This is a genomic window from Streptomyces griseus (assembly GCF_900460065.1).
Taxonomy (GTDB): Bacteria; Actinomycetota; Actinomycetes; order Streptomycetales; family Streptomycetaceae; genus Streptomyces; species Streptomyces griseus.
This window is the reverse complement of record NZ_UAVD01000009.1, coordinates 86,593-105,070: the sequence shown is the minus strand read 5'-3', so window position 1 is coordinate 105,070 and position 18,478 is coordinate 86,593. Positions and strand designations below refer to the sequence as shown.

10 protein-coding genes are annotated in these 18,478 nt (G+C 71.7%); 4 read left to right on the top strand and 6 right to left on the bottom strand.

The window, feature by feature from the left end:
* Positions 1 to 13 precede the first annotated feature (13 nt).
* From DTB53_RS05390 to DTB53_RS05380, 3 genes are read right to left on the bottom strand one after another with little or no spacing between them, the layout of a single operon-like run.
* Positions 14 to 8,329 (bottom strand): type I polyketide synthase, encoded by an 8,316-nt coding sequence (locus DTB53_RS05390; protein ID WP_012381894.1) that lies wholly within the window; start codon positions 8,327 to 8,329, stop codon positions 14 to 16.
* Positions 8,330 to 8,385: 56 nt separating this feature from the next.
* Positions 8,386 to 9,639 (bottom strand): PucR family transcriptional regulator, encoded by a 1,254-nt coding sequence (locus tag DTB53_RS05385; RefSeq protein ID WP_003970691.1) that lies wholly within the window; start codon positions 9,637 to 9,639, stop codon positions 8,386 to 8,388.
* The gene (locus DTB53_RS05380; protein WP_012381895.1) at positions 9,639 to 11,237 is read right to left on the bottom strand and encodes an aminotransferase class III-fold pyridoxal phosphate-dependent enzyme; all 1,599 of its coding nucleotides are present in this window, start codon (positions 11,235 to 11,237) and stop codon (positions 9,639 to 9,641) included. Before DTB53_RS05380 ends, DTB53_RS05385 begins: the two co-directional genes overlap by 1 nt.
* Before the next feature lie 177 nt (positions 11,238 to 11,414).
* Between DTB53_RS05380 and DTB53_RS05375 the strand changes: the two genes are divergently transcribed.
* Entirely contained in the window at positions 11,415 to 11,804 is a 390-nt protein-coding gene (locus DTB53_RS05375) for a YybH family protein (protein WP_003970693.1), read from the top strand.
* Between the two features lie 91 nt (positions 11,805 to 11,895).
* Here the strand turns inward: DTB53_RS05375 and DTB53_RS05370 are convergent, their stop codons facing one another.
* Positions 11,896 to 12,402 (bottom strand): abscisic acid-deficient protein Aba4 family protein, encoded by a 507-nt coding sequence (locus DTB53_RS05370; protein WP_003970694.1) that lies wholly within the window; start codon positions 12,400 to 12,402, stop codon positions 11,896 to 11,898.
* Positions 12,403 to 12,416: 14 nt separating this feature from the next.
* Positions 12,417 to 13,361, bottom strand: a complete 945-nt coding sequence (locus DTB53_RS05365; protein WP_012381897.1) for a hypothetical protein — start codon at positions 13,359 to 13,361, stop codon at positions 12,417 to 12,419.
* A gap of 408 nt (positions 13,362 to 13,769) precedes the next feature.
* Between DTB53_RS05365 and DTB53_RS05360 the strand changes: the two genes are divergently transcribed.
* The 3 genes from DTB53_RS05360 (at position 13,770) to DTB53_RS05350 (ending at position 17,142) form a co-directional block, all read left to right on the top strand.
* The gene (locus tag DTB53_RS05360) at positions 13,770 to 14,924 is read left to right on the top strand and encodes an acyl-CoA dehydrogenase family protein (protein WP_234345433.1); all 1,155 of its coding nucleotides are present in this window, start codon (positions 13,770 to 13,772) and stop codon (positions 14,922 to 14,924) included.
* 190 nt (positions 14,925 to 15,114) lie between these two features.
* Entirely contained in the window at positions 15,115 to 15,588 is a 474-nt protein-coding gene (locus DTB53_RS05355; protein WP_003970697.1) for a MarR family winged helix-turn-helix transcriptional regulator, read from the top strand.
* A gap of 108 nt (positions 15,589 to 15,696) precedes the next feature.
* On the top strand, positions 15,697 to 17,142 hold the full coding sequence (locus DTB53_RS05350) for an MFS transporter (RefSeq protein WP_012381899.1): 1,446 nt from the start codon (positions 15,697 to 15,699) through the stop codon (positions 17,140 to 17,142).
* A gap of 436 nt (positions 17,143 to 17,578) precedes the next feature.
* Here the strand turns inward: DTB53_RS05350 and DTB53_RS05345 are convergent, their stop codons facing one another.
* Complete coding sequence (locus DTB53_RS05345; RefSeq protein WP_003970699.1) at positions 17,579 to 18,250, bottom strand: ScbR family autoregulator-binding transcription factor; 672 nt, start codon at positions 18,248 to 18,250, stop codon at positions 17,579 to 17,581.
* Between the last annotated feature and the right edge of the window lie 228 nt (positions 18,251 to 18,478).

The window sequence follows — 18,478 nt, the reverse complement described above, 5'->3', positions numbered from 1 at the left end:
GCCGGAATCTCCCTCAGGCCAGCTCGTTGTCGATCATTGCGAAGAAGTCTTCGTCGGAACGCTGGGTGTCGATCGCGTACTCGACGTCCACCAGCCCCATCAGTTCGTTCAGGGCCGCGACCACGGCCACCCGGTCCTTCTCGAGCGCCTCGGCGTCCGTCGCCGACAGCAGGGCCCGCAGCCGGTCCAGCTCGCCCAGCACGTCCGGGGCCGACTCGGTCCCGTCCCGCACCAGCAGCGACCGCAGATGGCCCGCGATGGCGTCCGGCGTCGGATAGTCGAAGGTGAGCGTGCTCGGCAGCTTCGTGTCCACGAGCCTGCCGAGCCGGGTCCGCAGCTCGACCGCGCTCAGCGAGTCGAACCCCTGCTCCAGGAACCCGCCGTGCGCGGTGATCGCGTCCGCCGAGTCGTGGCCGAGCGTGCCGGCCGCGGTCCTGAGCACCGCGTCGAGCAGGAGCGCGTGCTGCTGGGCCGCGTCCAGTCCGACGAGCTCCGCCGCCAGCGACCGCTTCGGCGCGTTCCGCTTCGGCCCGGACCCGGCGAGCCCCTTGAGCACGGGGATCGAGCCCGTGTCCACGTCCCGCGTTTCGATGCGGGCCGTGACGAGTGCGGGCAGCCCCGCGGAGAGTGCCGCGTCGAAGTGGGCGAGACCCACCTCCGTCGGCATGGGCCTGAGCCCGCGCTGCCCGATGCGCTCCACGTCGGTCGCGGTCATGTGCGACGTCATGCCGCTGGCCTCCGCCCACAGACCCCACGCGGCCGACACCGCGGGCAGGCCCTGCGCATGGCGGTGGTGTGCCAGGGAGTCCTGGAAGCCGTTCGCCGCCCCGTAGTTGGCCTGGCCCGGGTTGCCGACCACGCCCACGGCGGAGGAGAACAGCACGAACGCCGACAGGTCCAGCCCCGAGGTCAGCTCGTGCAAGTTCCACGCGGCGTCGACCTTCGGACGCAGCACCGAGTGCACCCGCTCCGCGGAGAGCGAGGCCACCGTGCCGTCCGCGATCACCCCCGCCGTGTGCACCACGGCCGTCAGCGGGTGCTCCGGCGGGACGGTCGCCAGCAGCGCGGCCAGGTCGTCGGCCTCGGCCGCGTCGCAGGCCGCGAGCCGCACCCGCGCACCCAGCGCGACGAGTTCATCGGCCAGCTCCCGCGCCCCCGGCGCATCGGCGCCCCGACGGCTCGTCAGCACCAGGTGCCGTACGGCGTGCCGTGTCACCAGGTGCTTCGCCACGAGTCCGCCCAGCCCACCGGTTCCCCCGGTGATCAGCACCGTGCCCTCGGGGTCGAGGGCCGGCACCGCCCCGGCGAGGGCCCCCGGCGTCAGCTGTGCCAGCCTCGGTACGAGCACCGCGCCGTCGCGGATCGCGAACTGGGCCTCGCCGCTCGCGACGGCGCCCGCCAGGAGACCGGCGTCGAGGTCGCCGTCCGCGTCCAGCAGCACCAGACGGTCCGGATGCTCCGCCTGTGCGGTGCGGACCAGCCCCCACACCGGGGCGGCCACGAGGTCCGCGACCGCGTCGGCGTCGGCGGGTGCGCCGGTCGCGACCGCGTGGCGCGTGCGCAGGACCAGTGTCGACGCGGTGAACCGCTCGTCGGCCAGCCACTCCCGCAGCAGCTCCGTGACGCGTGCGGTGACACGGTGCGTCTCCGCCACCACGGAGCCCGGCGCCCGCGAGGCCACGTCCAGGACCACGAACTCCGGCACGTCGGCCAGCTCCGCGAAACCCGTCTCGATGTCCGTGACGGCGACCGCGGGCTCGGGGGCCCGCGTGACCGCCGTCTCGGACCAGGTCAGCCGGTACGGAGGTGTCGTGCGCGCCCCGCCCAGCTGATCGGCCGAGACCGGCAGCAGGCGCAGCGAGTCCACGTGCGCCACCGGCAGACCGCCCTCGGTGGCCGCGGTGATCGTGACCGCGTCCTGGCCGGCCGGCGAGATCCGCACCCGCAGCTCCGTGGCGCCCGGAGCGTACAGCCGCACCCCGTTCCACGAGAACGGCAGCCGCACCTGCGGTCCGGTGACCGCGATGCCCACCACCGGGTGCAGCATCGCGTCCAGCAGCGCCGGATGCAGACCGAACTCCTCGGCCCCGGGAGCGTCTTCGTCCAGAGCCACCTCGGCGAAGATCTCCTCGCCCCGCTGCCACACCGCACGCAGACCGCGGAACGCGGGCCCGTAGTCGTACCCCTGGGCCGAAAGCCGGTCGTACAGCTCCTCGACGTCCACCGTCGTGGCGTCCGGGGGCGGCCACGTGCCCGACAGCCGCTCCTCGCGCACGGCCGGTTCCCCGTCCGGCGCGGTCGCGAGCGTGCCGTGGGCGTTGCGCGTCCACTCACCGCCGGCCTCGCGCGAGTACACGCCGACGGTGCGCTGGCCGTCCTCGTCCGCCGGACCGGCCACGACCTGGATCTGCGCGGCGCCGTCCTCGGTGAGGAGCAGCGGCGCCTCCAGCGTCAGCTCGTCCACCGACGCGGCGCCCACCCGGCCCGCCGCGTGCAGCGCCAGCTCCAGGAACCCGGTGCCGGGCAGCAGCGGCCGGCCGAACACCGCGTGGTCCGCGAGCCACCGGTGCACGCCCAGCGACACCCGCCCGGTCAGCACGAGCCCACCGTCGCCGGCCAGCTCCACGGTCGCGCCGAGCAGCGGGTGCCCGGCCTCCTCCAGCCCCGCCGCGCCGACGTCACCGGTCGTCGCCGGTGCGTCGAGCCAGAACCGCCTGCGCTGGAACGGGTACGTCGGCAGCTCGACGGTGCGGCCGGAGACGACGTTCTCCCACGCGACCGTCACCCCGGTGACATGGACGCGGGCGAGGGCGGCGTAGAACTGGTCCAGGCCGCCCTTGTCGCGCCGCAGCGTCCCGGTGATCACCGCTTCGTCGGTGATCTGGTTGAGCCCGACCGCCACCACGGGGTGCGGGCTGATCTCGACGAACGTCGTGCAGCCGTCCGCGAGCGCCGCCCGCACGGTGTCCTCGAACCGCACGGTCTCGCGCAGGTTCTCGTACCAGTAGTCGGCGTTCAGCAGCGTCGTGTCGAGCGGCCGTGTCGTGACTGTCGAGAAGAACGTCAGGCCGGTGGCCCGCGGTTCGACGTCCTTGAGCGCCCGGGCGAGATCGTCGCGCACGGCCTCGACGTGCGAGGAGTGCGAGGCGTAGCTCACCGGGATCGTCTTCGCGCTCACGCCATCGGCGCGGCAGGCGTCGACCATCTCGCGCAGCGCGTCCGCGTCACCGGAGACGATCGTGGCCGACGGGCCGTTGATCGCGGCGACGTCGAGCCGTGCTCCCCAGCGCGTGAGCCGCTCCCGCACGGCGTCGGCGGGCAGCGGCACGGAGGCCATCCCGCCGCCGCCCTCGATCTGCTTGATCGCCCGGCTCCGCAGCGCGACCGTCCTCGCACCGTCCTCGACGGACAGTGCCCCGGCCACCACGGCGGCGGCGATCTCGCCCTGGGAGTGGCCGATCACGGCGTCGGGCCGCACGCCGGCGGACTTCCACAGCTCGGCCAGGGCCACGTTCATCGCCCACAGCGCCGGCTGCACCACATCGACGCGCTCCAGCGACGCACTGTCCGGCTCGCCGCGCAACACATCGGTCAGCGACCAGTCGATGTGCGGCGCGAGACTCTCCGCGCACCGCTCGATCGCCCGCGCGAACACCGGTGAGGTGGCGAGGAGTTCACGCCCCATTCCGGCCCACTGGGCGCCCTGGCCGGGGAAGACGAAGACGGTCCGGCCGCGCGGGGCCACCGTGCCGCGCACGACGGCGGCGGACTCCTCCTCGTCGTCGCGCACCGCGAGCAGTCCGTCGAGGAGCTGCTCGCGGGCGCCCACGACCACCGCGCGGTGGTCGAACGAGGAGCGGGTACGGGTGAGCGAGGCCGCGATGTCCTCGACGCCCGCACCGGGGTCGCCGAGGACCCGCTCGTGCAGCCGTGCGGCCTGCTCGCGCAGCGCGGCAACGGACCCGGCCGACAGCACCCAGGGCACCACCGCCGGGCCGGTCACCGCCTCCGCGGATACCGCGGATACCGCGGCTTCCGCGGCTCCCGCGCCCTCCACCGCGCCGGAGGCCGGGGCGGTCTTTGGCGCCTGCTCCAGGATCAGGTGCGCGTTCGTGCCGCTGATGCCGAACGACGACACGGCGGCCCGGCGCGGCCGGCCGGTTTCGGGCCACGGCGTGTTCCGGGTCAGCACCGAGACGGTGCCCGGCGACCAGTCGACGTGCCGGGACACCTCGTCCACGTGCAGCGTCGCCGGCAGCACGCCGTTCCGCAGCGCGTGCACCATCTTGATCACGCCGGTGACGCCCGCCGCCGCCTGCGTGTGACCGATGTTCGACTTCACCGAACCGAGCAGCAGCGGAACGTCACGCTCCCGGCCGTACGTCGCGAGGAGCGCCTGCGCCTCGATGGGGTCGCCCAGCGTCGTCCCGGTGCCGTGCGCCTCGACCGCGTCCACGTCCGATGGACGCAGCCCCGCGTCGGCCAGCGAGGCACGGATCACCCGCTCCTGCGACGGGCCGTTCGGGGCGGTGAGACCATTGGACGCACCGTCCTGGTTGATCGCCGAACCGCGCACCAGCGCGAGCACGGGGTGCCCGTTGCGGACGGCGTCCGACAGCCGCTCCAGCATCACGACGCCCGCCGCCTCGCCCCACGCGGTGCCGTCGGCGGCGTCCGAGAACGGCTTGCAGCGGCCGTCGCGCGCCAGCCCGCGCTGCCGGGAGAACTCGGTGAACATGCCGGGCGTCGACATGACCGTCACACCACCGGCCAGCGCCAGGTCGCACTCGCCGCGCCGCAGCGACTGCACCGCCAGGTGCATCGACACCAGCGAGGCCGAGCACGCGGTGTCGACGCTGATCGCGGGGCCCTCGAGACCCAGCACATAGGACAGGCGGCCGGACGCGACCGCGGTGAGACCACCGGTCAGCGCGTGCCCGTCGTACTCCTCCGTCGTTTGGTGCAGCCGCGTCCCGTACTCCTGCGGCATCACACCGATGAACACGCCCGTCGGGCTGCCGCGCAGCGAACCCGGCTCGATGCCCGCCCGCTCCACCGCCTCCCACGCCGACTCCAGCAGCAGCCGCTGCTGCGGGTCCATCGCGGTGGCCTCGCGCGGCCCCAGCCCGAAGAACGCGCCGTCGAACTCGTCCGCCCCGTACAGGAAGGCGCCCCGGTCCGTGTACGAGGTGCCGGTCCTCGGCTCGTCGGGTGAGTACAGCGCCTCCAGGTCCCAGCCCCGGTTGGACGGGAAGGGACCGACCGTGTCGACACCGTCGACGGCGATCTGCCACAGCCGCTCCGGCGTGTCCGCGCCACCCGGCCAGCGGCCGGAGGCCGACACGATCGCGATGGGCTCGTCCGACGCCCCGGCCGCGGTGAACTCCTCCTCGGCGTCGCCGCGCGTGAGGTACGCGGCCACCGAGGCGGGCGTCGGATGGTCGTAGGTGAGCGTCGACGTTGTCGGCCGCCCGGTCGCACCGGCGAGCGCCCGGCCGAACTCCACCGCGCCGATCGAGTCGAGGCCCAGCTCCTTGAACGTCGCGTCCACGGGCACCGACGCGGGGGAGGCGTGGCCCAGCACGACCGCGACCGCGCCCCGCACCAGGTCGAGTGCGCGCTCGGGCGTCAGATCGCCGCCGGACCCGGGCCGCTGACCTCCGCCGGCGGGCGCCTGCTCCGGCGCGGGCCGCGGGCCGGGCACGGAGGGCACGACGCCGTCGGCCGCCACATCCAGCCACTGGCGTTCGCGCTGGAAGGCGTAGGAGGGCAGGGCGACACGGCGCACCGGACGGCCGGCGAGCAGGCCCTCCCAGTCCGCCGCCGCCCAGTCCACCGCGCCGCCGCCCACGTGGACACCGGCCAGGGAGGACAGGAACTGGCGCAGACCGCCCCGGTCGCGGCGGAGCGTACCGGTGATCACCGCTTCCCGGCCTTCGAGGATCTGGGTGATGCCGACCCCCAGCACCGGGTGGGCACTGCACTCCACGAACGTCGTGTGACCGTCGGCGAAGGCGGCGCGCACCGCTCGCTCGAACTCGACCGCCTGGCGCAGATTGCCGTACCAGTACTCCGCGTCCAGGACGGAGGTGTCGGGGAGCAGAGCACCCGTCACCGTGGAGTAGAACGCCACGTCCGTCCGGAGCGGCTCGACGTCCGCCGCCGCGCGCAGCACGTCCTCGCGGATGTCCTCGACCAGCGGCGAGTGGGAGGCGTAGTTGATCGGCACCACACGGGCCTTCACCCCGTCGGCGACGTAGGCGCTCTCCAACTCCCGCAACGCGTCGAGCTCACCGGAGACGATCGTCGCGGACGGCCCGTTGACGGCCCCGATGCCCAGGCGGTCCGGCCAGGCCGCGATGTCCTCACGGACCTTCGCGACCGGCAGCGGAACGGACAGCAGACCGCCCGCGCGCGGAATTCGCACCACCTGCTGGGCACGGCGCACGACCAGCGTCGCGGCGTCCCGCAACGACAGCGCGCCGGCGACGTGCGCCGCCGCCATCTCGCCCTGCGAGTGGCCGATGACCGCGTCGGGCCGCACGCCCGCCGCCTGCCACAGCGCGGCGAACGCGACCATGACGGCGAACAGCGCGGGCTGCACCACGTCGTCGCGCTCCAGCGAGGGACTGCCCGGCTCCTCCCGCAACACGTCGACCAGCGACCACCCGACCAGCGGATCGATCACCTCGGCGCACGCGTGGATCTTCGCCGCGAACACCGGTGCGGTGGCGATGAGTTCGGCCGCCATACCCGCCCACTGCGAACCCTGGCCGGGGAAGACCAGCACGGTGCCGCCCGACGGGACGGCCCTGCCCCTCACCAGATCCGCCGACAGGCCGCCGTCCCGCAGCCCGAGCAGCCCTTCGGCGTCCCCGGAGAGCACCGCGGCGCGGTACGGGAAGTGCGTACGGCTGGTGGCCAGCGAGAACGCGATGTCGTCGGAAGCGGGCGCGTCCGGCGCGGCGACCCGCTCGTACAGGCGTCCCGCCTGGTCGCGCAGCCCCTGTTCGGTGCGGGCGGACAGCACCCAGGGCAGCGGACCGCCCGCGGCGGCCGGGCGCGGCTCCCGGGGGCTCCGCTCCGTGCCGGTGAGCACCACGTGGCAGTTCGTGCCGCCGACGCCGAACGACGACACCCCCGCGACGGTCGGCCCGACCTCTTCCAGCTCCTGCTGCACGGAGAGGTTCAGCTCCTCCAGCGGGACGTCCGGGTTCGGCGTCGCGAAGTTCAGGCTCGGCGGCACCGCGCCGTGGTGCAGCGACAGCACCGTCTTCAGCAGACCCGCGATGCCCGCGGCGCCCTCCAGATGGCCGATGTTCGTCTTCACCGAGCCGACCCGCAGGGGCTCGGTCCGCCCCCGGCCGAGGGTCGCGCCGAGCGCGTTCGCCTCGATCGGATCGCCGACCGGCGTCCCCGTGCCGTGCAGCTCGACGTAGCCGACCTCGTCCGGTGCGGTGCCGGCGCGGCGGTGCGCCGCGGTGATGACCGCCTCCTGCGCGCTCCGGCTCGGCGTGGTCAGCGTCGCCGCGGGCCCGTCGTTGTTGACCGCGCTGCCGCGGATCACCGCGTAGACGGTGTCACCGTCCCGGCGCGCCGCTGCGAGCCCCTTGAGGACCAGCACCGCACCGCCCTCGCCCCGCACGTAGCCGTTGGCGCGGGCGTCGAAGGTGAAGCTGCGGCCGTCGGCGCTGAGCGCCCCGAACCGGTCGGCCTCCACCGTGCTCTGCGGCGTGAGGATCAGGTTGACACCGGCGGCGAGAGCGACCTCGGACTCGCCGGAGCGCAGGCTCTGGCACGCCAGGTGCACGGCGACCAGCGACGACGACTGCCCCGTGTCGACGGCGAGGCTGGGCCCGCGCAGACCGAGCACGTACGACAGCCGGTTGGCGAGCAGACCGCGGTTGAGGCCCGTCAGCGAGTGCCGCGACACCACACCCGCCCTCGCCGCGATCGTCGCGTAGTCGGAGGCCATCGACCCCACGAACACCCCGAGATGCTCACCGCGCAGCTCGGCCGGCACGTACCCGGCGTCCTCCAGCGCCTCCCACCCGAGTTCGAGCAGCAGCCGCTGCTGCGGGTCCATCGCCGCCGCCTCCTTCGGCGAGATGCCGAAGAACTCCGCGTCGAAGGCGCCCACCTCGTCGTCCGGGAGGAAGCCGCCCCAGCGCACCGGGACGGCGTCGCCGAACCGGGAGGACTCCGTGATCGCGCTCGTGCCCGACGACAGCAGCCGCCAGAACGACGGCGTGTCCGGCGCGCCCGGCAGGCGACACGACAGGCCGACGACGGCGACGGCATTGCTGGATGCGTGCTCGAAGGTGTTCATGACTTCCCCGCTGTGTAGTGAGGTCAGACAGGTGGTGGGGGTGCGGCGGTCCCGCCTCAGGCCGTGCGCACGGCCGGCGCCGCGTCCGGCTGTACCGCCGGCCGGGAGACGCCGAACGTCTCCGCCAGGTACAGGGCGGTGTGCAGCTGCAGCCGGTTGTCGCCGAGCGGGCGGCCGCGCACCTGCTCGGCCCGCTTGATGCGGTACAGCACGGTGTTCTTGGCGATGTGCAGCCGCTGGGCCACGGTCGCGACGCTGCGGTCGTGGTCGAGGTAGCACTTGAGGGTGGCGCGCAGGGCTCCCGCCGACGGCGAGTCGTCGCCCAGCCCACCGAGCTCACGGCAGACGAAGTCGGCGGCTGCCTGCTCGTCCCGCGCGAGCAGCGCGCCCAGCTCCAGCTCCCGATAGGTGTGTACGCGGGCGTTCGTCGCCGACCGCAGACCGAGCTGGGCCGCGGCCATCGCCTGCTCGTGCGAGGTGCGGAATCCGGCGAGACCCGCGCCCGGCAGACCCACCGCCACCTGCACGGCCGGGTCGGCGGCGAGCAGCGGCGCGAGCTCCTCCGCGTCGCCGTTGGGCCGCAGCCCCCACGCCCACAGCCCGTCGCCGCCCATCGGCACGAGCAGCGTCGACCGGCAGCCCAGCCGGTTCAGCAGCCGGGTCGCCGTCTTCTGCAACTCCTGGGCGCCGGAGCCCCGCTCGGCCCACATGACCAGCGCCACGTGGTTCTGCCGCAGGTCGTAGCAGAGCTTGCGGGCCGCCCGTTCCACGTCCACGGACTCGCCGCGGACCAGGGAGAGCACGACGGCGCGCTGTTCGGCGGCGGGACCGGCGAGCCACCGCTCCCGCTCGGCGGCGAACCGGTCCGACACCACCCGGGACAGCTCGTCCACCGCGTCGAACACCAGGGACGCCGTCCCGGTCATCGCGGCGGTGCGCTCGTCCGGGTCCTCGATCCGCGCGCACGCCGCCAGCACCGCGGACGCGATGCGCCCGTGCGCCGACCGGATCAGGCCGAGCCCGTGCGCGAGATCGCACCCGCGCTCGACCTGGGTGCGCACCAGCGACTCGGCCTCCGCGATCACGGAGGCCGGCAGCCCCGTGCCCCGGTGCAGCCGGTACGCGACGGACAGGGCCACCAGCTCCGGCAGGGCGTCCTGCCCGTCCGGGCAGAGGCCCGCCGAGGTCTGCACGGCCCACGCGGTGGCGTCGTCGCCGCAGTGGGCGGTGACCTCCTGGCGCAGGGCCTCGGAGGTCGCGCCGGCCGTGTGCGCCTCGTCGTGCGGGGGCAGCAGCTGGAGCTGCGCCATCAGAACGTCCTCGCGCCGAGGAAGCCCAGCAGCGTCGCCTCGTCGGCCGTGCGCAGCGCCGCGCACGCCTCACGCAGCCCGGCGTCGAGGCGCTCGATCTGGGCGTCGGTGAGGTCGACCGAGGGCTGCAACCGCAGGGTGTTCGGCGCGCTGGAGGTCGGCAGGACGCGCACGGCGTGCCGGTGCAGCAGGAACCCGCTCACCAAGTAGCCGAAGACACCGCCCGCCTGGGCGCCGGCGACGTTGGGGGAGGCCGAGCCGGACTGGTCGTGCAGCTCCAGGCCGAGCAGCAGACCGCGGCCCCGGACGTCCTTGACCACGTCCGGGAAGTCGGCCCGCACCGATTCGAGCACATCGAGGAGGCGGGCGCCGCGCTCGGTGGCCCTGCGGTAGACCTCGCCACCGTCCCGCTCCATGATCTCCAGGGTCTTCTGCGCGATGAGCGTGGAGAACCCGTCCTTGGCGAACGTCGAACTGTGCAGCAGCTCGAACTCGGGGCGGTAGCGGGACTCCCGTACCAGCAGCACCGACAGCTTCGCCACACCGCCCGCGATGCTCTTGGCCAGCGTGATGTAGTCGCCCTGCAGCCCGAGCTGCGAGGCGGCGAAGAACGCGCCGGTACGGCCGCTGCCGGACTGGATCTCGTCGACCGCCACGGGGCAGTCGAACTCCGCGCTGACCGCGGCGATCTCCTTCGCGAACTCCGGGGCGAGCGGCACGATGCCGCCCTCGCCCTGGATGGGCTCGACGAAGAAGGCGCCGAACACCGGGGCCGCGACCTCGGCGATCTCGACGGTGCCGTCGGTGACGACCGGGTCGAGCACGGTCGCCCGCGCGGCCTCGAAGGCGGGGCGCACCGCGGCGGCGGAGTTCACCGGCAGGAAGCGGGCGTTCGTGGCGAGCGAGGTGAACGGCGTGCGGAACGAGGGGTTGTGCGTGAGCTGGATGCTCGCGGCGAGCTTGCCGTGGAAGCCGCCCTCCAGCGTGAAGAAGACCGGAGCCTTGGACAGCGCGCGCCCGTTGTGCGCCTCGACCTCCGCGAGCAGCGCCTCCAGGTCGCCGGCCCCGTCGCCCCGGCTCGTGATGCCGAGCCGGGTGAGCGTGGCCGCGTCGACGGTCGCCGCGCCGGAGGCGACCGCGGCGCGCGCCTGCTCCGTGTGCTCGGTGACCTGCGCGACGAGCGCCAGCACGCGCATGCCCCGGTCCAGCTCGGCGTGTTTGACGGCGGCCTCGACGGCCTCGGCGCCGGTGTTGGCGAACACGCCGAAGTAGGTGTCGGGGGTGCCGAACTCGCGCCGGGCGATCCGGTTGAGGACCTCGGTCACCTTGTTCGCCTCGGGGCGGCGGGAGAACTGGGAGTGGATCGGCGTCCGCGCGTTCAGCACCTCGGTCGCGTAGGCGACGATCTCGGGGTTGTTGTGGCCGAGCAGCAGCGAACCGTAACCGCAGACGAAGTCGGCGATCTCCGTCTCGGACCCGTCGTGGGCGGCCGCCCAGAGGCTGTTGCCCTCCGCGCGGACGTACGTGGGGTCGAGTCCGATCCCGGAGATGTTCTGGTGGAGGGTGCCGTCCACGAGTTCCTGCGCCTCGGGTGCCATCGTGCCTCATCTCTCGCCGTGGTAGGTCCAGACAGTCTTGAGCGTGCCGTTTCACTCACAGCTAATCCGGATCTAATCCACCCCGATTAGACGGGGATGAGAAATGGGTGAGGCGGAGTGCGCTTGTATGGTCGCGCCCTAGTTCTCTTCAGTTCTCTTCACATGAAGGAGAAATACGTGTCCGAGGACCTCGCATTCTGGAACAAGATTGCCGGCAAGTACGCCGCCCTTTTCAACGCGCACGACACGGAGAACCTCTACGACTTCTACGCCGACGACGCAGCGCTGGTTCTCGAACCGGGCCACGCGCTCCAGAAGAACGAGGAGATGAAGGCCGGCATCAAGCAGTACTTCGCCGATCTGGCCCCCGTCCTGACGGTCGACGTGCAGCACGCCTACCGGGCGGGCGATGTCGCGCTCATGATCGTGAACTACACGCTGTCGACGACCGCGGACGGCGTGACCTCGAAGAAGGAGGGCGTCGCCACGGACGTCGCGATCAGGGACGCGAACGGTGAGTGGCGCTACGGCATCGACAACCACTACGGCACGGAGCTCACCGCCTGAACCGCCCCGCACGAAGAAACGGAGAAGGGACCGGAGCGATCCGGTCCCTTCTCCGTTTGGAGTGCGGAGCGTTGCGTGCGGTGCGGGCGGGTCAGAAGACGGTGGCGGGAACCTTCTGCTCGGTGTCGGCCGAAGCGGCCTCCTCCTCGCGCTGCTGACGGCGTCGCAGGATCGGCCGGACGACGACGAGGAAGAGGAGCAGGCAGAACTGGGGGAACAGGAAGACCACGAGCGCCAGCACGCTGATCAGCGGGGTCTTGGCCTTGAGGTCGTGCAGGCGCTGGAACATCCACATCGCGGTGAACAGGTCGAGCGCGACGATGGCGAGCCAGGCGCCGATCTGGATGTTCTGGATCGCGAAGAACTCGACCAGGCCCTCGTAGTTGGCGAACGGCGCGGTCGTCGACCCGAAGAGGACCTTCACGAGCGCGGGCAGTTCGGTGATGAGGTAGCCCACGGCGCCGGCCAGGGTGGGGACCACGGCGATCGGCACGGTGATCTTCTTGGTCACGTGCCACTGCGGGGCGACGATCATGAGCACCCACATCGGGATGGTGACCGCCTGGAGCGCCGGAATGATGAAGTCGTTGAAGGACATGTTGGAGATCTCCGTTAGAGGTTGACGGACTCGGGTTCGGTCGCACGCTCGGGTGCGGGTGGCACCGGGGGAGCGTCGGACGGGTTGAGGCGGGCCCAGACGATTCCGGCGAGGGTGCCGGCCAGGATGGCGCCGCCCGCGAGGAGCGTGGGTGCGCTGGGCTCGAACGGCGCCTCGCCGGCCAGTGCCTGCACCAGCGAGAGGAGGAAGACGGCGGTGTAGCCGGTGCCGAGCACCCAGACCATGCGGCGGTCGACCCAGCGGCTGAGGAACATGGCGATCAGCGGCAGGAGCTGGAAGGCGTGGAGACCGATGAAGTGCGAGACCCGCAGGTCCCCGCCCTCCGCCGCCCAGAAGATGACCGGAGTGACGTCGTGGTCGATGTCCGCGCCGACGGAGTGGGCGCCCACGACGTCGTTGGACCAGCCGCCCGGCTCCGTGGGGAAGGCCATGTAGATGCCCACGAGGGAGCTGGCCACCAGCAGCCAGGTACCGATTTTCAGCGCGAGCATGACAGGCGGAGCGGCGGCGCGCTTCTTGAGCACCACCGCCACGAGAAGCAGGTTGATCACGACGAGGGTCGTCGCGATGGCGCCCACCGACTCGAAGATCACCGCGTCGAGGACCGTACGGAAGTTGAAGTGGACGGTCGTGCCGCGGAGGGTCTGGAGGTCGAGGAAGAACATCTCGGCCCAGACCGCGATGACGATCCAGTTGCCGAACTTCCTGGCCTTGCGTTCCAGCGAGCCGGACGTCTTCTCCAGCAGATGGACCAGGGCCCCGAGCCACGCCGTGTAGACGATGAACGACAGGCTGAACTTGAGCGGTTTGATCCAGGCCGGCGACTGCCCGTACATCCGGTCGTCGACCACGATCCCGACGGCGTGGAACAGGCTGACCACGACCATCAATCCGGCTGTGATCATGAGTGCCGGATGCCAGCGGACTAAAGCGCGCACGGCCTTGCTCCTTCGTATGGGGTGAGTGCCCGCCAAGGTGGCGTCGGTGCGGCCGGGGGCGGGGCCGGTGCGAACGGCCCGAACCGGGGGCGGCGGCGGTTCGGCGGCTCGCCGGCCGGGCACCTCGAAGCGGCGCCGAGGGCCGTATTCCGGAGCATCCTGCGAAATTGGTTCGCGTTCCCTGGGACGCTCATGCCCACTTCCCTCCGAGAAATGATGTGCGTCGAGCGTATAGAGACAGCTCAGGCACCGTATTGGTACGAGTCCCAAATTCCCGCCCCCGTCTTGTGCCGGGAGCGCAGTGCGCCTGCCGGACACATGCCGTTCACTGGCGGGGCAGGCCGAATTGCGCGACGAGTGAGGAGCAGAACAGTGTCGTCAGCTGTGAAGGATGAGGGGTCGCTCTCTGTGGACGACGTCATCGAGCGGGCACGTGGTCTCGTTCCGCTGCTGCGTGCGAACGCGGAGAAGACCGAGCGGGCCAACGCGGCCGTGCCGGAGAACATCACGGCGCTGCGCGAGGCCGGGCTGTTCCGCATCCCGACCCCGCGGAGCATGGGCGGGCTGGGTCTCGGCCTGCGCGCGGAGGTCGGAGTGGCCGCCGAACTGGCCCGCGGCTGCCCCTCCACGGGGTGGCTCCTGATGGTCAACTCGGCGGGGCGGGGCCTGCTCCAGGGCATGTTCCCGGAGGACGTGGTCGCCGAGATCTACGCAGCCGACCCGGATGTCAGCATCGCCAACGCCGGCGTCGGCGGCGTCGCGGCCAAGGCCGAGGGCGGCTACCGGCTGACCGCCGACACCGCGTTCGCGTCGGGCTGTCTGCACTCCGCGTACACCCTGGTCCTGCTGAACTCCGTCACCGTGGACGGCGAGCCCCAGATGGCGCTCGCCTCGGTCCTGGTGCGCACCGGTGACGCGGAGATCAAGGAGGTGTGGGACGTCGCGGGCATGCGCGGCACCGGCAGCAACACCGTGGTGTCGAAGGACCTGTTCGTGGCGGACAAGCACGTGGCCTACCACGCGATCGACCCGGAGACCGGCGCCCCCGAGGGCATGGGCACCTCGACGCACACCCTCACCGCGTCCGCCAACGTGCTGGCGCCGCTGGTGGGTGCCGCCCAGGGGGCGCTCGACCTGATCAAGGAGTCGTTCGACAAGGGCCGGCCCGTGTTCCACACGACGCACGGCGCCGTCGCCGACTCGCCGGGCGCCCGCGCGTGGCTGGCCGAGGCGACCCACCACATCGACGTGGCGTGGCGGCACCTGTGGCTCGCCGTCGACCAGCTGGAGCCCGCGCTGGAGCAGCACGTGGAACTCTCCGACGAGGAGCGCACCCGGATCCGCATGTACGTCGCGAGCGCGGTCCGCGAGGCCCGCCAGGGCCTGAGCAAGGTCATGGACCTGGGCGGCGCGGGCGGCTTCGCCAGCGCGAACCCGCTCCAGCGCTACTTCCGCGACTTCGAGACCGGCAGCAGGCACTGGACGCTGAACCCGTTCATCGCGCTGGAGGACTACGGCACCGCGCTGCTGGGCCGGGCTCCGCTCGCGACCATCGCCCTCTGACGCCCCGCCCCCCGCCTCCTCCGCGGGGGTGACGTATCGGCAGGCACAGCCCTCGGGCGCTGTGCCTGCTGTGTCGTGTGTGGCCCGAGTTGCCCCAGGGACTTCGTGGCCCCCCTCGGGATCATGGGCGGTGCCCGAAAATGAGCCTCGTGGATAGTTTCGTAATCCACTAGTTAGGTACGCTGGCGCAATGAGCGCACAAACGACTAGTGACCTGGTGGTGCAGTTGCAGCTGCTCGGCCGGGACATCGAACTCGAAGCAGCCAGTCGGCTGGAGGAGATGGGCACATCGCTGCGCGTGGTGAGCGTGTTGATGTGCGCGGACGGCAACGGCAAGACCCAAGGCGAGCTAGCGGAGCTCGCCTGCCTCGACAAGTCCACGATGGTCCACACGCTCGACGCCCTGGAGCGGAGCGGCCTCGCGACGCGCAAGCCGTCGGCGAGGGACCGCAGGGCCCGTGTGGTCGACGTGACCGATGAGGGCCGCAAGCTGATCGCGACGGCCGAGCCCGTGCTGGGCGAACTCTACGAAGCGGTGCTCGGCAGGCTGCCGGAAGCGGACCGCGAGCCGTTCCTGCGCTCGCTCTCCAAGCTGGTCGACGGCCGATCCCCGGAACCGGTCGTGACGGCTGAACGACCCCCCAGGAGGCGCTCGGCACGTTGAGAACCCCCAGGCCAGGAGCGTGCTTGCGGAATAGATCGTCTATTGCGCAACCATCTGCTAATGTTTGCTCACCGACAAACACGCTCCTGACCCCGAGGGATCGAGACCATGGAAAACGCCCGCTCGCGATGGATTGCACTGACAGTCCTCTGCATCGGCACGCTGATGACGATCCTCGACGAAACGATCGTCAACGTGGCCTTACCCGTGATGCGGGAGGAGCTCGGGTTCTCTCAGGGTGGCGTCTCCTGGGTCATCAACGCCTACCTGATCGCCTACGGTGGCCTGCTCATCTTCGCCGGACGGCTCGGCGACCTGATCGGCCACAAGAACGTCCTGCTCCTCGGTGTTTCGCTCTTCACCGTCTCGTCCGTGGTGGCGGGCTTCTCGCAGAACGCGCCCACCCTGGTCGCGGCCCGGTTCGGACAGGGCGCCGGGGCCGCGCTGGTCACCGCGGTGACCCTCGCCATCATCGTGATGATGTTCCAGGATCCCGGTGAGCAGACCAGGGCGATCGGCTTCTACAGCTTCACCTTCGCCGGCGGCGGCGCACTCGGCCTGATCGCCGGTGGTGTGCTGATGCAGCTGACCACCTGGCACTGGCTGTTCTTCATCAACCTGCCGATCGGTGTCGTCAGCGTCATCCTCGGCTGGAAGCTGCTTCCCAGCGGCAAGGGGCTCGGACTCTCCGCCGGCCTCGACGTGTCGGGCGCGGCCCTGCTCGTCTCGTCCGTCTCGCTGCTGGTCTACGGCATCGTCAACGCCGAGCACAACGGCTGGACCGGCATGACGCTCGCCTACCTGGCCGGCTCGGTCATCCTGATGATCGCCTTCGTGATCCGTCAGAAGAAGGCCAAGGCACCCCTGTTCAACCTCAACATCCTGAGCGACCGCGACGTCGCGGGCGCCAACATCGTCCAGTTCCTCGTCTCCGGCGGGCTCTACGGATCGTTCTTCGTGGCCACCCTCTACCTGCAGCAGGTCCTCGGCTACTCGCCGATGGAGATGGCCCTGGCGTTCCTCCCGCTGACGGTGATCACCGCCCTCGGATCGATCGCGCTCAGCCCCTACCTGACCGCGAAGCTGGGCGAGCGGATCGGGCTCATCATCGGCCTCGCGATCTTCGTCGCCGGAGCGCTGTTCCTCGCCCGTACGCCGCTGGAGGCGACGTACGCGATGGACGTACTGCCCTCGATGCTCCTGCTCGGCCTGGGCATCGGTCTCTGCCTGCCGCCCATCATGAGCCTGGCGATGTCCACCGCCAGCGAGGACGAGGTCGGCGTCATCTCCGGCCTGACCAACTCGACCGGACAGGTCGGCGGCGCCCTGTGGGTCGCGATCGTCGCCTCGGCCGCGGGCTCCATCACGGCCTCCCGCATGGACGGAGGCACCAACGAGCGCGAGTCCGTGAACGCCGGTCTGATGTACGGCAGCCTGGTCCTCGCGGGAGCGCTCGTCATCGCGATCGCCGTGGCGGCCTTCGTCATCCGCAAGCGGTCGGTGGACACGCCCACCGACGGTGCCGACGCCAAGGCCACGGTCCACGCGGTCTGACCCCTCCGCACTCCGGAACATCGCGATCTCCTGGTGCTTTCCGCCGCGCGGGACGCACCGGGAGATCCGTTCCGTGTTCGCGCCCCCTGCCCGAAGGCCCTGCCGTCGTGCTCGTGGCGCCCTCGCGGCCCTCTTGAGGCCACCAGAACGTACCGATCGTCCGGTCGGTGAGCGGGGTGCGCGGGCCGATGGAGAACGCCCCGCGACGCGGGGCGCGTGACGGCCCCTCAGGCGGCCGGCCGTCCCGTGGGTGGGGGCGAGTGCCCCTGCCGCGCCCGAAGGCGGCCTACCTGCCCCGTGCGCCCGACCACGCCCGCGCCGACACCCCACCGGCACCCGACCCGCGCCCCGGTCCGACACCCGGCCGGCGTACGACACACGACGCCCCTGGCCCTTCCCGGGCCAGGGGCGTCGTGCTCGTGCCGCGGTCGTCCGCTCAGGCCGCGTCTCCGCAGGCCTCCGCCATGTCCCACTTCTGGGACCAGACCTCCTCCGCCGCGGTGCCCTCGGGGTTGAGCTGCTCCCGTGCCGCCTCTGTCGACAGCTGGGGCAGCACCAGCCGCCAGTAGCGTGTGACGGCGTGCCGCGCGTCCCACTCCGCGCCCGTGCGGTTGAGCGCGTCGATACCGGCGACGACGGCCACGATGGCGAACGCGGTCTCCTCGACGGCCACTTGGGGCGCCAGGCTGCCCTGGTCCCTGGCCACGGTGAGCATCAGCTGGACCCAGTCCTGCCACTGCTCCCACAGCTTGACGTCACTCTGCCAGGTCGGATCGCCGCCGAGGCCGAACCCCGCACGCAGGACCGGGTCGTCGCGCAGACCGCGGGCGAGCACGTGCGAGGTGTCGACGAGAAGTTGCAGCGGTGAGGGGTGGCGCAGCGGGACCCGCCCGGTCAGGCGCAACAGGATCTGTGCCGCGATCTGTTCGACCGCTTCCCCGAGAGCCCTTTTGTTCTTGAAGTGGAAATGCAGCGCACCGTTGCTCACACCGGCCCGTGAACTGATCGTCGCTATGGATGCTTCCGCGTATCCGGCGCTGTCGAAGACCTCCGCGGCTGAGCGGATCAGTTCCTGGCGGGTGAGCAGGGCACGGTGCTGCTTGGCCATGTAGTGCTCCGATGGCAGTGACGAGGCGACCCATACACACGAGAACATCCCACAGACCAACCGCGGGTAACCAGTTGGGAAGTTCCCCCGGATGCGCGGCCTGACCTGATCCTGCCCGTCCGCGCAGCCGCGTCCGGTGCCCGGGGGACGGGTGCCACGGGCGGCGCGTGTGAGGAGCGCGCTCTTGAGCAGTCGCGTGCGCCCTGCAATTCTACTGGTCGTACGGTA